The 22,680-nt window shown below is 57.6% G+C and carries 23 protein-coding genes; 6 read left to right on the forward strand and 17 right to left on the reverse strand.

The window, feature by feature from the left end; all coding sequences use genetic code 11:
• Nucleotides 1-67 precede the first annotated feature (67 nt).
• The gene (locus J1W56_RS12350; RefSeq protein ID WP_223613598.1) at nucleotides 68-2,317 is read right to left on the reverse strand and encodes a phage tail tape measure protein; all 2,250 of its coding nucleotides are present in this window, start codon (nucleotides 2,315-2,317) and stop codon (nucleotides 68-70) included.
• A gap of 99 nt (nucleotides 2,318-2,416) precedes the next feature.
• Here J1W56_RS12350 and J1W56_RS12355 point away from each other — a divergent pair, with 99 nt between their 5' ends.
• Complete coding sequence (locus tag J1W56_RS12355; RefSeq protein ID WP_223613599.1) at nucleotides 2,417-2,830, forward strand: hypothetical protein; 414 nt, start codon at nucleotides 2,417-2,419, stop codon at nucleotides 2,828-2,830.
• Nucleotides 2,808-3,311, forward strand: a complete 504-nt coding sequence (locus J1W56_RS12360; RefSeq protein ID WP_223613600.1) for a hypothetical protein — start codon at nucleotides 2,808-2,810, stop codon at nucleotides 3,309-3,311. The genes J1W56_RS12355 and J1W56_RS12360 overlap by 23 nt, the downstream gene beginning before the upstream one ends.
• A 235-nt stretch (nucleotides 3,312-3,546) precedes the next feature.
• Here the strand turns inward: J1W56_RS12360 and J1W56_RS12365 are convergent, their stop codons facing one another.
• From J1W56_RS12365 to J1W56_RS12410, 10 genes are all read right to left on the reverse strand, one after another.
• The gene (locus tag J1W56_RS12365; protein WP_223613601.1) at nucleotides 3,547-4,947 is read right to left on the reverse strand and encodes a helicase HerA-like domain-containing protein; all 1,401 of its coding nucleotides are present in this window, start codon (nucleotides 4,945-4,947) and stop codon (nucleotides 3,547-3,549) included.
• Nucleotides 4,948-4,963: 16 nt separating this feature from the next.
• Nucleotides 4,964-5,341, reverse strand: a complete 378-nt coding sequence (locus J1W56_RS12370; RefSeq protein ID WP_223613602.1) for a hypothetical protein — start codon at nucleotides 5,339-5,341, stop codon at nucleotides 4,964-4,966.
• 74 nt (nucleotides 5,342-5,415) lie between these two features.
• The gene (locus J1W56_RS12375) at nucleotides 5,416-6,606 is read right to left on the reverse strand and encodes a hypothetical protein (RefSeq protein WP_223613603.1); all 1,191 of its coding nucleotides are present in this window, start codon (nucleotides 6,604-6,606) and stop codon (nucleotides 5,416-5,418) included.
• 93 nt (nucleotides 6,607-6,699) lie between these two features.
• Nucleotides 6,700-7,203, reverse strand: coding sequence for a hypothetical protein (locus J1W56_RS12380; RefSeq protein WP_223613604.1), 504 nt, complete (start codon nucleotides 7,201-7,203; stop codon nucleotides 6,700-6,702).
• A gap of 51 nt (nucleotides 7,204-7,254) precedes the next feature.
• Nucleotides 7,255-7,560, reverse strand: coding sequence for a hypothetical protein (locus J1W56_RS12385; protein WP_223613605.1), 306 nt, complete (start codon nucleotides 7,558-7,560; stop codon nucleotides 7,255-7,257).
• The gene (locus J1W56_RS12390) at nucleotides 7,550-7,867 is read right to left on the reverse strand and encodes a hypothetical protein (RefSeq protein WP_223613606.1); all 318 of its coding nucleotides are present in this window, start codon (nucleotides 7,865-7,867) and stop codon (nucleotides 7,550-7,552) included. Before J1W56_RS12390 ends, J1W56_RS12385 begins: the two co-directional genes overlap by 11 nt.
• A 167-nt stretch (nucleotides 7,868-8,034) precedes the next feature.
• Nucleotides 8,035-8,640, reverse strand: coding sequence for a hypothetical protein (locus J1W56_RS12395; protein WP_223613607.1), 606 nt, complete (start codon nucleotides 8,638-8,640; stop codon nucleotides 8,035-8,037).
• Nucleotides 8,637-9,467 (reverse strand): helix-turn-helix domain-containing protein, encoded by an 831-nt coding sequence (locus J1W56_RS12400; RefSeq protein ID WP_223613608.1) that lies wholly within the window; start codon nucleotides 9,465-9,467, stop codon nucleotides 8,637-8,639. Before J1W56_RS12400 ends, J1W56_RS12395 begins: the two co-directional genes overlap by 4 nt.
• Nucleotides 9,464-9,661: a hypothetical protein gene (locus J1W56_RS12405; protein WP_223613609.1), complete on the reverse strand. Its 198-nt coding sequence runs from the start codon at nucleotides 9,659-9,661 to the stop codon at nucleotides 9,464-9,466. Before J1W56_RS12405 ends, J1W56_RS12400 begins: the two co-directional genes overlap by 4 nt.
• A gap of 67 nt (nucleotides 9,662-9,728) precedes the next feature.
• Nucleotides 9,729-9,911 (reverse strand): helix-turn-helix domain-containing protein, encoded by a 183-nt coding sequence (locus J1W56_RS12410; RefSeq protein WP_223613610.1) that lies wholly within the window; start codon nucleotides 9,909-9,911, stop codon nucleotides 9,729-9,731.
• A gap of 125 nt (nucleotides 9,912-10,036) precedes the next feature.
• On the opposite strand from J1W56_RS12410, the gene J1W56_RS12415 reads away from it, so the two are divergent.
• Together J1W56_RS12415 and J1W56_RS12420 are read left to right on the forward strand one after the other, a co-directional pair.
• Complete coding sequence (locus J1W56_RS12415) at nucleotides 10,037-10,480, forward strand: Arc family DNA-binding protein (protein WP_223613611.1); 444 nt, start codon at nucleotides 10,037-10,039, stop codon at nucleotides 10,478-10,480.
• Nucleotides 10,480-11,730 (forward strand): tyrosine-type recombinase/integrase, encoded by a 1,251-nt coding sequence (locus J1W56_RS12420; RefSeq protein ID WP_223613612.1) that lies wholly within the window; start codon nucleotides 10,480-10,482, stop codon nucleotides 11,728-11,730. The genes J1W56_RS12415 and J1W56_RS12420 overlap by 1 nt, the downstream gene beginning before the upstream one ends.
• A gap of 119 nt (nucleotides 11,731-11,849) precedes the next feature.
• On the opposite strand, the gene J1W56_RS12425 is transcribed toward J1W56_RS12420, so the two are convergent.
• The 5 genes from J1W56_RS12425 to J1W56_RS12445 are packed head-to-tail and all read right to left on the reverse strand — an operon-like array spanning nucleotide 11,850 to nucleotide 17,829.
• A complete protein-coding gene (locus J1W56_RS12425; RefSeq protein ID WP_223613613.1) occupies nucleotides 11,850-12,998 on the reverse strand; it encodes a glycosyltransferase family 4 protein in 1,149 nt (382 codons plus the stop codon).
• A complete protein-coding gene (locus J1W56_RS12430) occupies nucleotides 12,998-14,239 on the reverse strand; it encodes a glycosyltransferase family 4 protein (RefSeq protein ID WP_223613614.1) in 1,242 nt (413 codons plus the stop codon). Before J1W56_RS12430 ends, J1W56_RS12425 begins: the two co-directional genes overlap by 1 nt.
• Nucleotides 14,236-15,012: a polysaccharide deacetylase family protein gene (locus J1W56_RS12435; RefSeq protein WP_223613615.1), complete on the reverse strand. Its 777-nt coding sequence runs from the start codon at nucleotides 15,010-15,012 to the stop codon at nucleotides 14,236-14,238. The genes J1W56_RS12430 and J1W56_RS12435 overlap by 4 nt, the downstream gene beginning before the upstream one ends.
• Nucleotides 15,005-16,333 (reverse strand): O-antigen ligase family protein, encoded by a 1,329-nt coding sequence (locus J1W56_RS12440; protein WP_223613616.1) that lies wholly within the window; start codon nucleotides 16,331-16,333, stop codon nucleotides 15,005-15,007. Before J1W56_RS12440 ends, J1W56_RS12435 begins: the two co-directional genes overlap by 8 nt.
• Before the next feature lie 17 nt (nucleotides 16,334-16,350).
• On the reverse strand, nucleotides 16,351-17,829 hold the full coding sequence (locus J1W56_RS12445) for a GumC family protein (RefSeq protein WP_223613617.1): 1,479 nt from the start codon (nucleotides 17,827-17,829) through the stop codon (nucleotides 16,351-16,353).
• A 158-nt stretch (nucleotides 17,830-17,987) separates the two neighbouring features.
• On the opposite strand from J1W56_RS12445, the gene J1W56_RS12450 reads away from it, so the two are divergent.
• Together J1W56_RS12450 and J1W56_RS12455 are read left to right on the forward strand one after the other, a co-directional pair.
• Complete coding sequence (locus J1W56_RS12450; protein ID WP_223613618.1) at nucleotides 17,988-19,295, forward strand: lipopolysaccharide biosynthesis protein; 1,308 nt, start codon at nucleotides 17,988-17,990, stop codon at nucleotides 19,293-19,295.
• A 113-nt stretch (nucleotides 19,296-19,408) separates the two neighbouring features.
• Entirely contained in the window at nucleotides 19,409-20,509 is a 1,101-nt protein-coding gene (locus J1W56_RS12455; protein ID WP_223613619.1) for a GNAT family N-acetyltransferase, read from the forward strand.
• On the opposite strand, the gene J1W56_RS12460 is transcribed toward J1W56_RS12455, so the two are convergent.
• The gene (locus J1W56_RS12460; RefSeq protein WP_223613620.1) at nucleotides 20,506-22,677 is read right to left on the reverse strand and encodes a glycoside hydrolase; all 2,172 of its coding nucleotides are present in this window, start codon (nucleotides 22,675-22,677) and stop codon (nucleotides 20,506-20,508) included. The two genes, J1W56_RS12455 and J1W56_RS12460, sit on opposite strands and share 4 nt — an antisense overlap.
• Nucleotides 22,678-22,680 lie beyond the last annotated feature (3 nt).

A 22,680-nucleotide genomic window follows, 5' to 3' on the forward strand; every position in this document is an offset into this window, starting at 1 on the left:
AATTGCTAAACGCTGAGACTTTAGCAGCAAAAAATCGGACGGAGTACGGGGTCGGATCGTCGCACGATTAAGGCGACACCCCGTAGTCGGAGAAGCTGCGGCGCATCTCACTGTTAATCCTGTCTTGAGCCGCTGTGATAACGGATCCGAGCCCTGCCAAAACGGCCTTCAACTCTCTAGCATCTGCAAGCGCCGCCTTTATGCCGGATCCGTCGACTTCTGGTTTTGCTGAAACTGAGAGATTCTCCACAACCTGCCGACCGATATCGGCCGACCGCCTCAAGATATCATCCATCTGGTCAGACGACGCCCCGGCGGGTTGCCCAACCGAAGACACTGGTGCCATCATCTGTTCCCAGAACCCTTTGTTCTCAGGCACGGGCGTATAGTTTGGCATAGATACAGCATGGCTCGGGTTCATGCGATCCCGATAGGCATTGTGCTTCCGAACCAGCTGCTCCGGATCCATCATGCTTGGATCCTTCGTGGGAGATTCATCGAGTCCCCGCTGCAGAGCGTATAGGGCGGCGAGCCACGCCCCGCCCTTCCCGATCGGAGATTTGAGAATTGAGCCGGCGCCGCCGGCCAGCATCCCGAGAATCCCTTTCTTTCCGCCACCCTTGCCAGTGACCAGTAGATCGCCGGCCGCGCCGCCGCCCTGCATTGCGGCAGCCTGTTGCAGAGCGAGCGCAGCAACGTTGAGGTTGGTGCCCGCAGTGATGAGCCCGTAAATTGCAGCGCCAACTTTATAGGTTCCGAAGGCAGCGGCACCGACGCCAGCAACGCCGAGGCCGGTCGCAACCGTTGGATCCCCTGCCTTCACCATCGCAGAGAAGCTATTCACAGCGTCGGAAATGGCATTGAGCCCGGGTACGATGACCGGCATCGCGCTTTCACCGACGGCGGCCGCCAGGTTCTTGAACGACTCGAGGAACCCTTTGTAGGCGACGAACGGATCTTGAAACCTTGCCTGGTCAGCGGCATCGGTGCCCATAGAGCGGCCATAGAGGTTAATCAGGCGCTCCGTCTGGTCACTCTGCGTGATCATGCGCGTGAGCATACCGGACGCGTTAGTATTCTTGGTGGTTTTCGCAACGGCCTTGCTAACGGCCGTTTCGTTATTCAGGTCAACCCCGTCTTTGGTGAGGGCGGGCATGAGATACTCCTTGACCCATTGGTAGGGATTGGTGCCAAATAGATCGCTCCCTACGAGATCGCCGTTGCCCTCCCCCTTGCGCAAGCCAAGCCTTCGCTGCTCGTTAATATTGACCTTGCCTGAATTGCTGTTCGCACCGATGACAAACGCCTGGTATGCGCTCGATAACGCGCTGCCAAAGCCCTCGGCCGACATATCCTGCATGAATGCCGGCGCCGTTGTCATAAGAAAATCCGTGCTCAAGCCCGGGCCAGCGATCTTTGCACGCCGCGCAAACTCAAACATCTTGCCGGGATCCAAATCAGCGCCTTCAATCTGGGCCGCCTTTGTCACGCCGTCGATAATATCGAGGACGTTTTTCACGCCGATATCGCCATTCGAGTTCTTGCCCAGGTTGTCGATACCGCGAAGCATGCGCATCAGCTGATCCGTGGCCGCATCGACACCCTTCGATGATTGGAGCGTCACCATGGCGCGAACCATACCGTCGAGGATCTTCATACCCTGCTCGGTCGACCCCATGGTATTGCGCGCCGAGCGGGCCATTTCCATGATGTCGGTGATGTTCACCGAGGGATATTGCTGCGAAAGCTCGCTGGATCTCTGGAACATCTGTTCCCGTTCTTTCTCGGGAATATTTGCCATCTTCTGGCGGAAATATTCGCGCTGGCGCTCCGAAGAAGCTGTCACAGCTTCTCGCCCAAGGTTGTTGACCATGTAGGCACCCGTGTAACCACCGGCCGCCACATATGCAGGCCTGAGGACTGCAGACATCGCCGCTTTAATAGCCTTGGCACTCCGTTGAGCTTCCTTTTCGGTACTCCGGAGCCCCGAGCGAACCTGCGCCAGGTGCGACAGAGTTGCGACCTTCCACGCACCGATTTCGGATTTCCTCATCGCAGTTCCGAGGTTTTTCGACTGCATATCCTTATGCATTCGATCCCAAGACCGTCGGACGATCTCAAGCTCGCGTGCCGAGGCACCCATTTTCTCGATCTGTCGCTGGAAATTGGTACCCCACTGCGCGCCAGCAAGTCGGCGTGCGTGATCCTCGATTTTCTTCATAGATCTGGTCACGTCCGTGGCGGCCTTCTTGGCTTTGCCGGACATTTCATCCTGCAGCCGCAATACGAGCTGCCCGAGGAAAGTTTTCGCCATCATTCCGTCTCCGCTTCATAAAGTTCTAGTAATTATCACTGATAATTCATTGTAATTTCTAAATATCATCCAAATTTTATCGGTAATATAGAGGAAAGCATCATGACACCTGACCCCATGCCGAAGAAAACACGCAGGAAGAAGCACCACACAGAACGGATGCGCGGTGAGAAGTTGCTTGTGGAGCGATGGACCAATGCGAAGTCAGCATATGTGGCGTATTTGACTGGTAAGGGCGTGGCATCCACTGAAATTGCAAAAACTTTGAACGACGGTGTGAATCCCGCAACCATCCGAGCCATGTGGCGCCGGTGGCGCTTGCCAATGACGCCGACCGGCGGCCGTCATGTTGCGACCGTTCCGGTTCCACTCATGGCGCACGAGCGAACCCTCCTTACCCAGCGGGCTAAGAAGCTCAAGATTGCGCCTGAGGAGTACCTGCGCCGGATTTCAGTTTGTGCACTGTCGGACGATCTGTATGCGGCGGTGACAGATGGCCGCTTCGACGGGGAATGAGCAGACAGAGTGGACGGCCGCAATCGTCAAGGTCGAACTGAAGGCCGCTTTCGAAATCCTATTCGATACCACCGGCCGTGTTGGCCCGGGCGGGCACAAGAGCAATTGGCCTGAGTATCTGCAGCAGGTAACGCAGTCCGACAATGCCGAGCAGCAGCTTAGCGGAACGAACGCCGTCGGGCGGATGCGGGCAAGGGTGCAGCGGTCGGCACGGGAGATCTCCAACATGGAGAAGGTGCTGCTCGGCCATAAGGGCAAGGATGGGAAGCTCCACCCGGCGTGGCCGATCGGATTTCTGAAAGACAGCGATGGGATGCGACGTTGCCTTGTGTCCTGGTGCATCTGGGAAGTACGCGGTTGGCATGCGAAGAATGAATGCAAGAAGCGGGGCTGGTCTTACACAACGTTTCGACGTAGACGGGATCGGGCAGCCGAGATCATTGCGTTTTCGCTGAACGAAGCAGGGGTGAAATTATGGTAGACGGTACAGAGTGGGCCAATGGCGGCAAAATCGTCAGAGTAACAACGCAAGCAGTGAGCGGCGGAGCACCGATGGTGCAGCTTTGGCATGTCGCGATCGATACGGACGATGAGGCTATCGCGCGTGTACGCGCTGACACCAACAGTTCGGATGATAACCTAATCGAGATAGTGGGCCACCTGACTGCAGAGGTATTGAAAGAATTACGAATCCCGCGCGGAACATCCAGGACTGCTTAGAACAGGCCCGCCACTTTAAGACCGCCCATTGCGAAGGCACCCCAGAAAAGAACTTTAACCAAGGTCATCGCGATACTCGTGCCCTTCTGTTCTTTCTCTTCCTCGTTAAGATCCGGAATGTGCTTCAGATACATCTTCTCTTCGTACGGTTGGGCTGTCGCTTCGGCGTCGACGTGGATGCCCCTCTGAGTTTTCATGCGATTGGTGAAACAGTGGCTGGCCTCAAAGGAATCTAGTTCGGTCCGATACTTCAATGACATGGGCGAGGCTGCGACAACCGTCTCGCGTTCGAGCTCAGACACAGGGCCTATCTGTGCTGTCGGCTTGATGATCCGGACCTTTTCCACGGGCCGGGGCACGCCGTTCTCTTCCAGCATTGAAATGAGCGCTTCACCAACGCCCATCGTCGTGATTTCGGCCTTCACGTCCACGCCCTTATTCGGCCGAAACGCGTTGGCGGCCGCCTTGACTTTCCGCTGATCGCTGGGCGTGTATGCGCGCAACGCGTGCTGCACGCGATTGCCGAGCTGCGCAAGCACCGTATCGGGGACGTCCGCCGGGGATTGCGTCACGAAATACACGCCGACACCCTTGGAGCGCACCAGGCGGACCAGGCGCTCGATGCTCTGGACGAGCAGCCGAGGGGCATCCCGAAACAGTAGGTGAGCCTCGTCAAAGAAGAAAACCAGCTTCGGTTTGTCCAAGTCACCGGCCTCGGGCAAGCGCCGGAACAGTTCTGTCAGCAGCCAGAGGAGGAAGGTCGCGTATAATTTCGGCGCTTCCATCAATTGGTCCGCGTGCAGCAGATTGATCATTCCTTTGCCGGCGGCATCGGTCCGGATGAAATCGAGGATATCAAACGGCGGCTCGCCGAAAAGGTTGGCACCGCCTTGCGCCTCGAGCGCCAATAGATTGCGTTGGATCGCCGAGATAGATGCCGCCGTGATATTCCCGTGCTGCTTGCAGACGTCCTCACGGTTATCGAGCATGTCGGAGAGGGACCAGCGGAGATCGTCGAGAGTGAGGAGATACGACTGTTCTTTCTCCGCAATTCGGAATGCGATCTCGATCGCTCCCTGTTGCGTCTCGTTCAGCCCGAGCATGCGTGATATCAATTGTGCGCCCATTTCCTGCACGCTGGTGCGGAGCGGCATGCCATGCCGCCCGAAGATGTCCCAAAGCGCGGCAGGAAATGCGGTGGTGATGCCTGAAAGGTCTCCCTTCACATCTGCGGCAAACACGGGAACGCCATTGCGAGAGAATTCCTCGGCCATACGCTGCAGGGTCACAGACTTGCCCGTGCCCGTTGCGCCGGTCACAAGACCGTGCCGGTTGGCAAAGCGGAGGGGTAGGCTGATGGGTGTGCCGCCAAACGTAGTGCCGAGATCGAGTTTCATTGCATTTCTCTCTATCCTAAGCGACTTGCACCATTGCTCGTAGGAACATCAGCATGTGAGGATCCTCACATCCCAGAAAATCTGAGCGTTCAAGAAAATAGGAGGATTTGAAATTAACTTCGCCAAGATTTCGCGGTGAGTATTGCAGCAGTTGTTCAAGTGCGATCTGCTCTTTCTCGAACGCAAGCTGCAAACCTTCGCTCCCCTCACTCGGATCCTGCTCGATCGCAATATCGACCTCGGCAAGCGAGGCTTGATGGTTGTCGATGAGAGTGGAAAGTTGATCGGTTACTGGGCTACCTGTGCCGGAGGATGGATCAACCGAACTGATGGGGCTGGCGCCGATCGATCCTTGTCTACGGCTTGCTGCATTAAATTCGATTTGGTTCGACATAGTGTGTTCCTTAGGAAAGTTGAGAGGGAGAATAGTGGGGCGAACCGCGCGTGGAGCGCCCCACGTTACGTTGATTAATCGTCTTCCCATGAAAATTCCGGAATCCGACGTGCGGGTTTAATCGCAGATGGTTCAGCCGTATGTCGTCCCCGCTCTGACGAAATCTGGAGCGGATTGGAACCCTCTTCCAACTCGAAGTTGAGAATATTGCCAAGCGGCTCACATTCGTCCGTAGACAAGCTGCTATTCCACGGCTGATAAGTTTTCAGGTTTTCTAGATGCGCGTCATAAGCCTGCCTGCCCTCATCGCTATCCAGACGAAGAGCAAAGCCTTTCTCGATAGCTACCGTGGCTATTTTTACGTCAAGAACGGCTGTCGAACCTTGTGCATGCAATTCGTATCGGCCAAGCCTGTCCTTGATGTAGGAAAAGTTCTTAACCACGAAGAGATCGATGCTGGTCTGCGGAACATCCACACTAGGAACATAAATTGGCGTTCCATGAATCTCCGCCGGTGCTTTACCATCCCTGATCGCTGTTGCTCGTTGCCGGAGTCTATCGCCAACGAGCAATCGGGCCGCCGCGGAAGCAGATGACGGATCACGCCTTTCCCGAAAGCGCACTCCGGGTTCCCACTCGTCGACGACGACGCGGAACAGCGCATTTTCTCTTTTATAGTTGGTCTCCTCGTCGAAGGTATCTGGCGCGACGTGTGCGATTGCCTCAGCCAGGAGCGCAGAAACAATCTCACGTGATGAAGCGTGATGATTTTTTTCCGTTCTGCCTTCAGGGCGATTAGCTGGATTGTATATTGCCACATTTTCCGGCAAGGCCTTGCGGATTTTTGCCAAAATGGCCGCAACGGGTTTCAATGCTACTTCGAGCTCACCTGCGTGTTTTTCAACAGTCGTTGCGACCTCCTCGAGTGTGGTTGCGTTCTTTGCTCGCAGATCGGCAGAGCGAGCGGCTTCGAGCCGCAGGCGGGCAGCAGCAAGCATTTGATCAATCTCAGCGACAACACTGTCACAAGTGCCAACGACGCCTTCTTGTCGGGTAATCTCATCATTGAATGGATCGATGCTGGTCTCAGAGCTATCGATCAATGCAATCTTTCGTTGCTCGCGCGCCTCGTCGGCGGCCTTTACGGCCGCTGCACGACGCGCAACAATATCGGTGCGTTTGGTTGTGAGGGTCAAGACTTCATCCTCGATCGCGGATATTTCCGTATTCTTCGGACGTTTAATCATGTTTTTCAGACGGTTCATCTTTTTCACCATGGGTTAGAATTCGGTTCAGGCAGATCAGAACTTGTGGCTTTGTCGGTGCACCTCGCATTGTTCGGAGAAACTGCAGGCGACCTAGGTCAGCGGCCGAGCGCGATACTGGCCGGCGTGACTGGCAAGATGTTTGGCTAAGATTTTCTGGAACTGCTCAACCGGTTTAGTTCCATCGAAGACGGCGGTTAGAATTGCTTGGTGGTGCTGCCCATACAAAGTGGCAGTTGCTGGCAACCCCATGATCGAGCGCTTACGTATGAGGTTGCGTCGAAACTCAGCGATCAACTCCGGGTGATGAAAGGTGCCCAAAGGGGTGGGCATGATCGATTTGAAATCAATGTCGAAGCAACCAGCAACAATCACGGCCTGGTCACATTTAAAGCGTGACACGACATCGGGCGATGACAAATGATCTCTTGCAACGGAGAGGCTCTGTTCGAACCGTTCCCAATAGGTATCCCAGAAAGTCTTTCCCTTCGATCGCATGAGGCTTTGCTGAAGAGGTCGGCGAGCCAACGCACTGTCGTGGTCAAAAGCCGCCAGCCAATCCTCTTTTGTCGGCCGCGATGAGTGATTAGAGGTCATCACGATTTTCCTTTTCATCTGCTTCGGGATTAGGTGATGGCAAAGCGGGCGCTATGCGCCGTTGCCAGGTCCGGCATCTTCAAGAAACGATCGCACGATCGCCTGAAATTGCTCCGGAGAGTTAGTCGTCTCGAAAGAGACGTAGAACGCCAGCGTTCGAAATTTCTTTCCCTCATCGCTGGTGATGATCGACTTTATTCTCGCCGTTTCCGCAGTGTCTGTGTCCTCGATCATGGGATGGTTCCTCTCTTTCAGCTGTCGGTAAAAGGCATCGCCATAAGTTTGGCGTGCGGGAATTCGACCTTCGCGGAACTGAACGACGTTGGAATCCCCGGATTGATTTTGGTCAGTTGGCATCAGGGCCATCCCTGCCGAGATTTGGAATGTCGCGAGCAATCGCGTCAGCGATCCAGCGGTTGTCGCGTAACGTGTCGCAAAGGCTTCGAAATAGAGAGGGAGGAAGGCCATTTTTGATCGCTGCCGCAGCAAGCGTAGGAAAATCCAACGCACTGGCCGACGCCGATATTTCTTGCTGCCACTGCGCTAGGTCTCTGCTGCGGTCACAAGCAATACCCTGCTCTGACACAGCTTCTAGAAATGTTCGCGGCTTGGCGGCCGAGATCGAAACGACGAGACTGCGATCTGAATGCAGGTCATCCTTCATGAAAGAACTCCTTGTTAACTTTTGTTGAAATCTTTGATGCGACGTTAGTCGGGTTCTCACAGAGTCACCCTTGGGGAACCTCCTTGACCGCTCTCTTGCCACCGGCTTGGGAGCGGTTTGCGTTTGTGGGCGATCACGTCTGCCCACTTTGGCGTCAATGTTATTGATCATTCCAGATCACCTTCATCTCGAAGGTATTGCTCCGCGCTTTCCGTTATTTCGATCAACCTTCTGCATCTGGTCTCAGCAAAGACGAACTCTCCACGAGCCTTTCGCGCCGCGGCTATTACTTCAGCGACTGATGGCACAAATCTTGATGTTTGATGGATTCGATACATCGCCAGTGCGATTGCGTATTGCGAGATTGGTGGCGCAGGTTCGTCTTCGCTGTCATCAAAGTCGACGAGAAGTGCCAATGCATCGACATACGGTTCAATGCTGGTTAGGCGCGCCTGGGGGAAAGCATCCATCATTCTTGCAATCAGGAACGTCACCTGCTCATGTGTAGCTTTCGTGTTCGCGGCATCGGCGAATTCAATCTCGGCCGATCTGAGGTCGGAAACGCCGGGAACGTCAGAAAGCCACTGCCTTGCCTTCGAGAGTCCATTCGGATCGTGGTACTGCCCGAACAGCGGCGATAGCACGCCATTATCTGAGACCGCTCGTTTCAAGAACGGCTGGAGGTCACGCTTATGTTCCGCCGGCGCGATGAGGCTGCGCATCAATTGGTATGGCACAAGTGACGCTGAACTCGCGTTGATCATATCGGTCATGATTGTTCTTCCTGTCGTCTGCGAGCGATTAATTCCATCGCTTCATCGGTATAGGACCTCGCTCGTCCTGTTGAACGCTGGGCTTGTGGGGGGATGATCTGTGGCTGGCGAGGCTCGTCGCCCCAACACTCGCCGGTGAGCCATGTTGCGGGATGCTTTGTGTACTTTGGATCCTCGAAAGCCCGCTCCTTCGCATACCGAATAGCGCCTTCCAATATTGTCTCCACCGAAACGACCTTGCGTGCTTTCTCGTAAGCACGGCGCGCCGTTGCCTTGGCCTCACGTCGAGGGTAGACGCGCCAGAACTGATCGAACTCTGCGTCCCTGCTTTCTGCGAGCGGGCGTTTCAACGGCGGAGAGATAGATTCTCTTTCAATAGGTTCTTCAATAGGTTCTTCAATGGGATTCCCCTTCGGTTTTTCGGAGGGTTTCATCCGGAATTCCGAAGGGTTTCGTCCGGAATTTCGGAGGGTTTGAGTTTCCGAACGGTTTGGATAGCCGGAGGGTATGCGAGATTTGCCCTCCGGTTTTTCGGAGGGTTTTAGGAACGGGCGGTAACGGTTGGTCTGACCTTTGCCACCGGCCGTGAGCGTTATTTGCAGATGCCCTCGCAATTCTAGAGCTTTCAGCGCCTCATGGATTTGCGTCTTGCCGCGCCCTACGTCCGTGGCCAGTGTCTCAACCGCAGGCCAGGCATCGCCACTTTCGCGATTTAGGTAACGAACGGCAATCACCATCGCGACAGCTTTAGCCAGAATCGATAGATCAGGATCGCAGGCAATCTGTTCCAACCACGCCAGCTTATCGGCTGTGAATTTGTCGCTCATGTCGATTTGCTCCGCCTGGCGTCCTTAGCGGCCGCACGACGGTCGTGACGGTTTTGATAGGGCTTGTCTAAGAGCTGTGGCCGGACAATCACAAAATCTTTGCCATTGAAAATCGGTACTTCGTCGGACGCGAGCTCGACAATGCCGTGCGCGGTGAGGATTCTGTCCTGTTCTTGGCGCGTGAGGCGTATCATGGAGACACAGTTTCCACAGGCGTCACACCGAAACGCAATTGCGACGTGCCGGCTGAAGTGAATACCGTCACGCCACATTTTCCATAAAGAAGCGGATCAGTTGGCTGCGTTCGACCACCCAACGGCCTCCGACTTTTCTTGCCGGCAGCTCACCGCTATCGAGTATGTGAAAAGTTGCACGTGTCGAGCGGCCAATTATTTTGGCGATCTCTTCTGCGCCCCAGATCAAATTCATCGTCTCTTCGTTCATAGGAAATTCCTGCAGCCAATGGTATCAGCACGGTGCTGACGTTAGACAAGTGTTAGCACCGTGCTAATATTGACGTCAATTGGGATTTAGCACAGTGCTAAATAAAAATTTCGAAAGAGGTTGCAATGGCTAAACAAGGACGTGGCTCAGAGCAGGTAATGATTCGGCTCCCGGATGGGATGAGGGATCGCATCAAACTTCATGCCGAAAGGCATGGACGCTCAATGAATGCAGAGATCGTCCAGGTATTGGAACACGCATTCCCGGAGCCATGGACGTTCCAGCAGAGGCTAAGGCAACTCAATGGTTTATTGGCCATTCTAAAGGCAACTGGAGATCCGCGAGATATTATCGACAGCTTGGTCGACGATATCCGTGAGACACTGGAGGGTGTCGTGTCTGGGCGGGTTATGGACATCGATGAATCGGTGCGAAGAGAAATCCAAAATGCTCTTGAAAAATGGAAAATTGAAACTGGGGAAACAAGGGGTTATGACGAGGTTGTCAAAGCCCTCGATCCCGAACAAGTTGAAGAGATCCAACGCAAAAGTGATTTAAAAGACTTCTAATGTCTATCCGCAAGCGCAATTGGACGAATGCTAAGGGCGAAGAGAAAACTGCCTGGGTCGTCGATTATACCGATATCAGGGGTACTCGCCGGCTGAAGACATTCAGGCTGAAAAAAGAAGCTGATGTTTTCGCGTCTACAGCAAGCGTAGAAGTTCGTGAAGGCGTCCATGTCGCCGACAGCGCCAGCGCGACGGTCAAAGAGGCCGGCGAACTATGGATCAAGCGCGCAGAAAAGAATGGGCTGGAGCGCGGTACCATCGTTCAGTACCGACAACACCTCGACCTGCATATCAATCATTTTCTCGGATCCACATTGCTTTCGCGCCTAACCGTGCCGGTGATCAGATCCTTTGAGGATGACATGATGGAGCAAGGCCGATCATCATCCATGGTTCGCAAAGTCATGGTGAGCCTAGGTTCCCTCTTGGCTGATGCCCAAGAGCGTGGACTGGTGATCCGCAATGCTGCGAGGGAAAAAAGCCGGGCACGTCAGAAGGGCAAAGACAGACGCTTAGAGAAGCGTCAGAGCGGCAAACCGCGTATTGGAGTGGATATTCCCTCACGGGAAGAGATAAAGGCCATCGTAGACGCTCTGGAGGGCAAATGGAGACCATTGCTTCTGACCGCGATATTCACCGGCCTACGCGCTTCTGAAATCCGCGGCCTACGCTGGGTCGATGTCGATGTTGAAAAGCGGGAAATTCACGTACGGCAACGCGCTGACAGGTTCAATCAAATCGGCCGGCCGAAATCGGAAGCCGGAGAGAGGACGATACCTATTCCGCCGTTGGTGGCCAATACGTTGAAGGCGTGGCGGCTTTCATGTCCCCGCCCCCGAACCGGACAAAAGGATTCAAAGGGAAAGCATCTCACGGAAGAGATACGGCCCGAACAGTTGGTATTCCCGAACAGCTTGGGCAAGGTCGAGTCCCTATCGAAAATCATGCAGCTCGGTTTTTCTCCAGCACAAGTTTCTGCTGGCGTCACCACCAACACCGGCGAGATCGACAAGGACGGAAATCCGGTCTTGAGATCAAAATACACAGGGTTTCATGCGATCAGGCATTTCTATGCGTCTTGGTGTATCAACCGCCGGGAGGATGGAGGGCTGTCACTGCCTCCAAAGATGGTACAGGAAAGGCTCGGCCATTCGTCCATTACACTGACAATGGATACCTATGGCCACCTCTTCCCACGCAACGATGATGCAGCAGAATTAGCGGCCGCGGAGCTAGCTCTTTTAAAATGAACGCGACATAGACGCGACATACGGCTGTAACTATTTGATTTCAAATCAGTGAAATAAGCTTCCTAATCTGTAGGCCACTGGTTCGAATCCAGTCGGGATCACCACTCTTCCCCAAGAGATCAGTGTGGTTTGCGCTTCAAAACCGTGTTGTAAACATCAAGCGTCTGGTCCGCGATGTTCAGCCAGCCATATTGTTCTGCCACAAGAGCGCCCTGCTCCGCCGCTTTGCCGGAATCGAACGGCACGGCGAGCTTTGACCGCATGGCCGCGGCCAATTGCTCAATGTCGCCAAGCGGGAAATAGTCCTGCGCGGGCAGGCCGATTGCAAGGTTGGCCGTGATGTCGCTGGCCAGCACCGGCAGCCCGGCGCCCATCGCCTCGAGCAACGCAATCGGCATGCCTTCGTGGCTGGAAGGCAGCACGAACAACCCCGCGTTCTCGTAGAGGATGGAAAGATCGTCGCCTGTCTGCATGCCCGCGAGAACCACACCGGGAACATCAGCGGCAAGCTTTTCAACGTCCTGCGAATAATGCGCCATGTATTCGGCCGAGCCCACCAGAACCAGCTTGACCGTGGGATCGGCCAGTTTGGCAAAGGCCGCGATGAGATCGTGCTGGCGTTTTTCCGGCACGATGCGTGCAACCAGCATGATATAGCGCCGCGACGTGAGCCCGAGTTTCCCGAGAATGCCCGTATCCGTCTGGCTCCGGCGGACCGTCACACCGTTCGGCACATATTGCACCGGCACGCCGTAGCGGCTTTCCATCGTCCGCGCGATGTCGTTGGACACGGCAATGCGCGCGCGCGCAAAGCGCATGCCGGCCTTCTCGCCCAGTTTCAGCATGAGCTTGGCAAGGCCGCCCCATTTCTGCCGGTCGTAATCATAGCCGTGATGGGTGACGACGACCTTCAGGCCGAAGAGGCGGGCCAGCGGCGTCATCAGCGCCGGGCCGATGGCATGGATGTGCAGAATATCCGGACGATGATAGGCGGCAAACAGCACGCCGAGCGCCGTATGGGCGATCGCCTCGAATTTCACCGAACCGGGCGACCACAGCGGATGCACCTTCACCCGCTTCCACGTATAGGGATCGGGCGTCAGCAGGTACCGCCTGCGGCCGAGAACCGTGACATCCCAGCCCCTGTCGACAAAATGCCGGCTGAGTTCCTCGACATGTTTTTCCACGCCGCCCTGCACCTCGGGGATGCCGCGCAGGCCGAGCATCATCACCGTGGGTTGCTTTGCTGCACCGCGTCCGTCAGCCATCAGGATACTCCAAGCGTGGCGTAGAGATCGACCATGCGGTCGCGATAGGCAGCCGCCGAGAAGTCGCGGGCGATCCACTCGCGGCCATTCATGCCCATGCGCGAACGGGCGGCAGCGGTCAGGTCCGCCATGGCACCGATGGCACGCGCCAGGTCATCCGCATCGCCGGCAATGGCAGTCATGCCTGTTTCGCCCTCGCGGATCATTTCCGGAATGCCGCCGATCGCCGCGCCAATGACCGGCCGGCCGAGCGCATAGGCTTCCAAGATGCTGACCGGCGCGTTTTCATACCATTCGGAGGGCAACACCAATGCCCTGGCTTCGCCGATCAGGCGGCGCAGATTGCCGCCCGAGACATATCCGGCGAACGTGACATCCGCACCCAGCTCCGCAACGAGGGCCTTGAGCATGGCCTCGTCCGGGCCGGTTCCGGCAATCACCAGCCGATGTTTTGCCAGCGCCGCGGCGCGGATCAGGGTAACCAGCCCCTTCTCCGGCGCGAGACGTCCGGCAAAGACGAAATAGTCGCCTTCGCTCCAGCCGGTGGCGAATTCCTGCGTATCGACAAAATTCGGGATATAGACCAGCTGTTCCGCTGGCCAGCCCCATTCGATCAGCTTCTCGCGGTAGAACCGGCTCGGCACCACGAACCTGTCGACCTTGTTCCGGTAAAGCCCCAACCCGCGATGCACGATGGTCTCCAGGAACACCAGGCCGCTGAGGACAAGTGAGCCCTTGATGCAGCGGTGCCGCACGACATTGTAGATCCGGCCGCCGCGGCACTCCTCGCAGACATGCCCGTCAACCAGCATCTTGTAGGCGGGACAGGCCAGCTTCAGGTCATGCACCGTCATCACGGTCGGAATGCCTGCCTTTTTCAGCGTGGCAAAGATCGAGGGCGAGAGGTGATGATAGACATTGTGCGCGTGGGCGATGTCGGGCCGGGCCTGCTCGATCAGCGCTTCGATGCTGCGCTGCGCTTCGAAGGAGTAGATGATCTTGCCGGCCTGGGCGACTTTGGTCAAAAGGCTGCTTTCCCGCCCATACTCGATTTCAGAGACAAAATGCTCCGACCAGGCAGAGGCATCATTGTCCGGATGCTGCATGGCAAAGGGAATGACCTCCCAGCCGATCTCGGAAAAGAGCTGCATGTGCTCGAGGAATATCGCTTCGGCGCCGCCGCGCCGATAGAAATAATTGTTGATCGCGAGCAGGCGCTTCGACGGGGTGGAGGCGTTCACGACGGATGCCTCCCCGCGCTGAATTGTTCCAGCGCATCCCGCACCGGCAGGACCGTGCATCCCAGTGCCAGTGTATGGGCGACGAGGCGTTCGAACGTCTCCGCCGTGCACCCGAAATCCGTCGGCTGCGGCGCGATATCGTGGGTGAAAAAGATAAGCCAGCCAGGCTCCGCGATCAAATGATCGATCCAATGGGTCAGGTCGCGCGCATGGCTTTCCGGCTGGCGGATTTCCACGCCCCAGAGAAAGGCCGGATTGACGGCGCCGCGATTGATGCGTTCGCCGCCGGCACGGCAGGTTTCGAAACGGCTGCCGAAAATGCCGCGCCCCCAGAACGAACCGGCATTGTAGGGATAGGCGAAATTGCGGCGGCGCTCCTGCGGTGCAACACTGTCGAGATAGGCCTTGTTCCGCTGCAGGTCCGCGGCAAGCCGCCGGTTGCCCATGTGAGACACCTTCGTGTGGGAAAAGGTATGGCAGCCGATCTCATGCCCCTGCTGCGCCAGGGCTCGGCATCCCTCGCGGGAAATCAGCCTACGCCCGGGTTCAATCTGTCCTTCCAGCGATCCGGCGATATAGAACGTGCCGCGGACGCCATGGTCCTCGAGTATGCGTGCACCGTTGGTCAGCGCCGTATCTGGCACGTCATCGAAGGTGAAGGACACGACCGGTCGCGATACGGGTATGTTAAGGCGCGGTCCGGGCATCCGGCGCATCAGCCTGTCGGTGATGCGGTCCGACCAATAATCCAGTTTTTTCAGAATGTCAGGCATGGGCGACCGTCAATCTACCTTGTGAAGGTGTTGGGCTGACAATGCTGGCATTTGCTTGCAGGCGCAGGCCGAACACGGCGAACAGGAATGCGAACCATAACGGGCTGCCGCTCTGGAAGAACATGCTTTCCACGCAGGCTGTGTAGATCCCGTACAGCCAGACGCGAACAAAAAGCCGTGTGAGGGCGGGATTGTTGGCGGCTCTATCTGCCCTGCCTATGTCGCGCAGCGGCAGAAAAAGCAACCATATAAGCGTGAGAACCAGCCCCGGTATCCCGGTTGTCAAAAGCGTGTCGAGATAGCCGTTATGGCCGTTATAGGCGGCAACGGCCCACGTCTCGACATTGCCGCCGCTGTAGACCAGCTCCTCGGTTTGCCAGAACGACTGGAATCCATAGCCGGTAAAGGGCTTTTGGGCGATGGCGGAAAAGGCGAAACGCCAGATGTCCGTCCGGTTGGTAAAGGTGGCATCGATGCCGGCGGCAGTGATGAGGGATCGTATCGGTTCGAACACCGCCGATCCCACGGCAAGAATGTTGAACATTGCAATCCCGGCAATGCCGATCAGCGCCCGCGTCCACTTCCAGCGCTCGAATATCCAGGCAAGGATGAGAACACCCGGCAATGCGGCGGTGGATGTCTTGCCGCCGGTGTGCAGCAGAAACACCACCGAGAGGACAATGATGGCGATACCAGCCAGTCTCTGGCCTGCGCTATGGACGAACAGTCCGAAGAACACTGCCATCACCATGACGGCCGCCGCGACGTTCTTGTGGGGAAATTGACCACGCCAGAAACCCGCATTCATCGGCTCGCGGATTTCCGATGCCTGGTGAATGGCCCGTGTGGGAAGGGCGATCACGCCAAAATAGGCAAAGCCCAGCATGATGAGCGTCGCCAGGCCAAGCAGCTTGCCAAAATGCCGGTCGGACTGCGGCAGCAGCAGGAAGACACTGGCGTTCACGCAAACCAGAATGGCAAGGACGATGCGTTTGAGGGCGATATCGGGATGCGCGGACAGTGCGGAGACCAGAATGAACCAGGCGAACAGCAGGACGAGCAGCCCGCGCGGCTGCATGATCGTCCGGCGCAGGGGGCTGCTCAACCCGAAGGCGATCAATCCTGCCGAGAGAACCAGCGTAACAAGCTGATTGACCACGTTGGAGTTTCCAGCGCTCGGATCGACCGAAGCCGCGCCCGTCAGATCGACATAGGGTGTGGTGGTGATCCAGAAAAACAGGAAAATCGCCACGAACAGCAATGCGCCGACACCACCCGCTGCGGAGGTCGTGGGCGCAGTTCTGGTTTCGATTGTTCCCATAAAAGAACGTATCCTGCTTAACTGTTCTTCGCCTTGCGCTCGGCGCGCATGACCCCAAGCAGGCCGGTGGCGATGGCAAGGCAGGCGCCCAGGCCCAATCCGGCAAATGTTCCGCCGGCGGCAAGCAACGCCGTGCGCGGCGGCCAGCTGCGGCGCAGGGGCGGTATTGCGGACGAGATCACCCGGATATTGGTGCTGTTGAGTTGCTGGCGCTCCGTCGTTTCACCGGCGCGCGTCAGGAAGGTCTGGTAGATGGCGATTTTCGTCGCCATGTCGCGTTCCAGATCGTTCAGCCGCACCTGTGCATCATTGTCCATGGAAACGGAGGAGCGCGCGCTTGCCGCCTGCTGCTTGAGCGCATCGACCACGGATTTCGCCTGGTCCAGATCGACCTGCGCAGCCCGCAGGATGCGCCCGGTTTCCTGCGATATCTGCTGTTCCAGGCCACCGAGCTGCGATCTGGCGCGGATCAGTCCGGGATAACGCGGCCCGTAGGTGATCGACATGGAATCGACCGTCTGCTTGACCGTCGCATACTGGGCGCGCAGGCTGGCGAGCGTGGGCGACTGCAATGTCGCCGACGGGCTCGTCTGATTGGGTGTCGAGGCTGTCAGCTCGTTGTAGCGCGACTGTGCTTCGACCAGCCGGGCATTGGCATCCACCAGCTTCACGTTGATCTGCGCCATGGACTGCGAACTGATCAGCTCACCGGCGCTGGTCTGGAGGCCATGATCGCGCTTGAATTCAGCCACCTTGGCCTCCGCATCGGAAGCGCCCTGCTTCAGCTCCGCCAGGCGGTCGGTCAGGGCCGAGGCAGCGCGTCCGGCTCCATCCGCCTCCGCCTGGGCGACTTCCTCCTGGAAGGCCTTGGCCAGTGCATTGGCAATGCGTACCGCCGTATCGGGATTGTTGGCCCAGGCCGCGATGGTCACCATGTAGGAGCGCTCCTGGCGGCGTGCGGTTATTCTCTCGGACAGGCTGCGCATGGCTGCCAGCGTTTTGTCGGCGACCGCCGGCTTGCTGCCGAACAATGAACCGAGACTGAAGCCCGGCCCATCCGTGCCGACAAACTCCGGATCGCTGGCAAGGCCAAGCTCACTGACGACGCGCCGCAACACATTGCCGGAGGTCAGCACCAGCATTTTGCTTTCGACGTCGAGCAGCTGCGTGTCGCCCTGCTGGTTCTGCACATAGATGTCGTTCGGCAGGACCTGGAGATTGGCCGGCGGCACGAGCAGGTCCGTATAGACGGTATAACGCGGCTTCGCGCCCATCCCGTAACCGATGCCGATCAACGCGCCAACGACGGCCCCGATCAAAACCCAATACCAGCGGGCAAGCAGCCAGGAAATCAGCGAACTCACATCGATGTGCGGCAGGGAAAAGGCGGCGGCCTGGGCCGGTTTCCGCTCGTCACGCACAGGAGGCTCGACGACAGGTCCCTTGATAGGAGCTGCCGGCTGCAGTTTGCCCGTCGCGTCACGCAGTTTGTACATTCAACAATACTCTGTAAGCATCAATCAAACCGTAACGGTTTAACGGTAATGTATATCTAAACGATAGATTGCAAATTTTGGTTAATAAATGGCTATCTCCCTTTGGCCTGCTGAACAATAAAGATGAAAATGCCAGCCCTCCGCCCAGGTCGTAGAACATGAAGAAGTTGAGTGCTGCGGAAATCATCGCTGGACTGCCGCGACTCTTGCCGATGATCATGTCCTATGCGGCGTCGAGCGGCAGCCTGCTGATCGCCAATGCGGCGCAGCTGGTGACATTCGCCATTCTTGCCCGCTCCTTTGGCGCCGTCGAATTCGGCGTCTTCGTTTCCGTAACGGCGGTGACCAGCATCGCCGTGCATCTGTGCGGCCTCGGCGCCTCGGAATGCCTGGTGCGGCGCGTCGCCCGCGACCATGCCATGTACCCCGTCATGATGGGGCACAACCTCATCCTGACCCTGACGAGCGGCGTCGTGCTGGTGCTGCTCGGCATCGCCATTCTGCCCTTCTGGATGAAGCTTTCGCCCGATCCCGTCGAGAATGTCATCGCAATCCTGCTGATCCTCATCACCAACATCATCCTGGTCCGCATCATTCTGCTGACCGAACAGATTTTTATCGGTCATTCGCAGTTTCCCGCGGCCAACCGCTCCGTCGTCGGCTTTGCCTTTGCCCGGACGGCCGCCGCCGCGCTTGCCTGTCTGGTTTTCGGCGTGACCAGTCTGGTTGACTGGGCCATATGGCAGTTCGCTGCCCATGTGCTGGTCCTGATCGTCTATATGTGGTCATTGCGCAAACTGGGCCGGCCGCAATACCGGATCGTGCGTGAGGAAATCCGTCTCGGCATTCTCTTTGCAACCCCCTTCATCTTCCGCGCCATCCGCCAGAACGTCGATCTTCTCATGCTCGGCATCATGGCCAATCCCGAGGTCGTCGGCAGCTATGGCGTCGTGCGCCGTATCGTTGACAGCAGCTATCTCTCCATCGATGCCATGAACCGGCTGGTTTATCCGGGCCTTGCCCGCCTGAGCATCGATGGCATTCACAACGCGATCGGGCGAACCAAGAAGATATTGCTGGCCGCCCTGGGGATCGGCATCGGCTCGGCCCTTGCCATCTTCATCGTCGCCCCGTTCCTGCCCATTCTCTTCGGCCGCGAATATGTGTCATTGGTCTCGTTCTGCCGGATTTTGAGCGGAACGGTGGTCTTTCTTGCCATCTGGTCAGTGGCAATCGATGCGCTTGGGGCGGCGGGATATCACGGACCCCGGGCGGCAATTCTCAACACCGCCAATGCGGTTGGCGCGGGACTGATTGCCTGGGCCACCTGGGTCGCACCGCCGCTCGGAACATTTGTCTCGATATATGTCATCGAGATCGCCATCATGATCGCCGCATGGCTGGTTCTGCTTCGTCTGGCGCGCAACAGCCGTGTCGCTGCACAGGAAAGATCGTTTACCACGTAGAACATCTTGCCATCAGAATTGAAGAATCGCGCTATGGTTGCATTGACTATATGCTTCGAACATCGAGATAGTGCAGACTGTTAGTCGGGATATACGTCTGCATGGGGATGGGGATGAAACGGGGAAGACAGATACGTCCGATGACTGTGGACGATATTCCTCAGGTCGGACGCCTATTCTATAAAACGTTCCGCAACCGAGCCAGCAATTCAAGCAACGCCTTCAACGATTATTTCCAACAGCTGTTTTTCGGCAGCCCGATCTACCAGCAGCAATATGGCAGCATCGTTCACGAGACTTCGGCAGGGCATATCAGCAGCGTCGTTTCGGCCGTGCCGATGCAATACATGGTCGACGGCGGGATCATAACGGCGCGTCTTCTCTGCGCTTTCATGACGGACCCCGACATGCCCTGCCATGGCGCGGCCGAGCTCGCGCTGACCATGCGGCCGCGCAATCAGGATCTCTGTTTCACCGACAGCGCCTCCCCCGCCAGCGCCGGGGCGTTCAAGGCGGCACGTGCCGCCCTGTTGCCGGTCCATGGGCTGGGCTGGTGCCGGGTTTTCCAGCCGGCCGGTTTTTTTGCCCGGTCGGCGGCCAGCCGGTCAACCCTTGGCCGCCATGCTGCCCGGCTGCCGATAGCACGGCCGGTCGACCATATCATCAGACGGATGATACCGGGGCTGCATGTCGAGCCGGGCGCGGGAATGCATGACGAGGACATGGCGCCGGAACTGTTCGTGGCAACCGTCCAGGACTTTCTCTCCGACTATCCGGTCCGTCCTGTCTGGTCGGGGCCGGAGCTGAACTGGATTCTGGATGTCGCCAGACTGAATGCAAGCCTGGGAGATCTGAACATCCGCTCGGTCTGGGATCAGAACGCCGAGCTGATCGGCTGCTTTGTCTATTTCGGACGCCCCGGAATGATTGCCCAGGTGATGAACATATTTTCCCAGAAGGGCAAGGATGCGCTCGTGATCAACCGGATGATGTATCATCTGGAACAGGCCGGGCTTGTGGCGGCCCGCGGTCACGTGCAGCCCCGGCAACTCGACGCTTTAACCCGGCAAAGGGCAATGTATTACAAGCATCGCGCCCATACCTGCGTCAGCACGCGTCATGCCGGCGTCCTCAACGCCATCGACCGCAACGACATGTATATCGGCGGACTGGCCGGTGAATCGTGGAGCCGGCTCGTATCGGACTTCTTCTAGAACTCTTGCCGTTCAATAAGGAAATAGGTGGTGGGTCCCTCGGGTCCGTCATTGGAAAGCCGCGTTGCAACAGCGCCGCTTCCCCGGGCAATCGCAGGCCGCACCCTGCCATCCAGCCCCACCGGCGAGACGGTCCAGCGTCCTTTCCCGGGCAGGGAGAAATCGACGCTTCCCACCTTGATGCGGGCGGGGAGGCGGCCGAAATCGGCGATAACCCGTTCTTCCCCATCCGAAAAGCGCATGGCGGTGTTCTGGGCATCGGTCGCGTAGATGAGCAGCAGGCGGCGGCTGGTGCTGACCGGCCGGTCATCCAGCGCTGAAACGGCAAACAGGCCCTTGCCCGTGGCATTGCCGACGGTCAGGTTGGCAAGCGTGACCGTATCGGCAAGGTCGGCGAAGGCAATGGCTTCGGTTCGCCCGGTTTTCACCATCATGCGCAGCTTGTTCTGGTCCAGGCTGATCTCATTCGTGTCGCTCTCAAAAATGCCCTTGCCGGCGTCCGTGCTGTTTTCGGGCGCAAGCAGCCTGCTGTCGCGCATGGCGGCGATGAGTTTGCCGCCGGACGCGGGATCGCGGGGCGATGCCGCTACCAGACCGTGGGCTGGTGCCGATGGCGCATCCTTCTGCAACCCGATTGCCGCAAGCAGGGCGAGCGTCGTCAATGCATCGGGTTCCCGCTCATACATGTTCTGCGTCAAATCCTCCATTCCCCGGATGCGGAAGGGGATGGAAACCGGCGAGCCCTGCACATCGCCGCGCCTGAACAGCAGGGCCGCCAGCGTTTCGCCCGCACGCGCAACCGGATCGAGCGCAATGGCATAGGGCAGCATCTGGCGTTTATGGGCAAAATCCTCGCCATAGGCCAGCACGATGGGGCCATGCCCATGGCGGCACAGCACGTCCCAGTTCTGCAATGCCGCGTAGGCAGGCATGACAATGCCGGCCTCGTAACGATAATGGCTCCAGAAGAGGTGATCATATTCCGTGACGATAAAGGGGCGGTTCAGCCAGCGCGCCGCCGCCATCATCCGCATGTAAGCCGCCCCGTCGGCGATCGAGCTCTTCTGACCGAGCGAACTGCCCGGCTCGTAGCCCCCGACCCAATCCTGATAGGTGTTCATCGACACCGCCTGCTGCCCCGCCCGTGTCAGGCTTGTCTGGACACTCGGCCAATTGTTGTAGGGCGCCACCACGCCCCGGTAGCCGAGATCGCGCAGCGCTGCCGTCATGCGTTCCGCGGAACGCGTTTCCACATCGACGAAGAAGGCCTGCAGGTCGCGCATGCGCGGCGTCTTTTCATAACGATTGGCCGGCAGGCTGACCGTTGCGTCCTCCAGCCGCTCGCCAGCCTCGACCGCGCCCCATGCACGGGAAAGCGCGGCCGTCGAAGCATACCGTTTTTGCAACCAGGCATTGAATGGAGGTTGTAGAAGCCGCGAATATTGTGGCTGGCCATCGCGTTGATGCAGGATGCTGTCAAACTCGATGCTGTTTTCATTGAATGGGATGATCGCCACCAGAGCCGGATCGCGGATCGGCGCGATTCCCGTATAGGGATTGACCGTTGCCAGCACCAGCTGCTGGAATTTCAGCCAGTGCTGAAAAGTCTTTTCATTGATCTGCACCTCAAGCTTCATGTCGCCGGTGAGATTCCAGCGATCGTCATATCCGCCATAGGCGCCGCGGGTGGAACTCAGACCGTCCATCATCCAGTAAATGCCGTTGCGCTTCAACGCCGCCATCAGATAGCGGAAACGGTCCATGGTTTCCGGATCGAAATCGAAATCAGCGGCACGACCGAACATCAGCGCCGCATCGACAAAATGAAAACGCGCGATGTTGTAGCCATGCATTTTCAGTTGGCGGGCATAGCGGTCAGCCCCGTCATGGTCGGGAAAGCCGCCGGAGGCCGGGCTCCAGCCCAGCGATGCGCACAGGAACCGCACGGGGCTCGTCTCCGCATCCGCACGGGCCAGCCGGCCGTCTCCATTGATGACGATCCGGCTCTGCTCGCTGATCGGCGGATTGGGCAGCAGCGTGGAAAAATCGAGAGGACTGCCGCTTTGCAGCTCGAGCGACACCTCCCGGACCGGCGACCAGACATCGCCCGCCCGGGACGCCCCGGTAACCAGCAGGAAAGCGAGAGCAAGGGCAACCAGTCTCAGCATGAT

Origin of the sequence: Phyllobacterium calauticae (assembly GCF_019991125.1) — a bacterium.
GTDB lineage: Bacteria > Pseudomonadota > Alphaproteobacteria > Rhizobiales > Rhizobiaceae > Phyllobacterium > Phyllobacterium calauticae.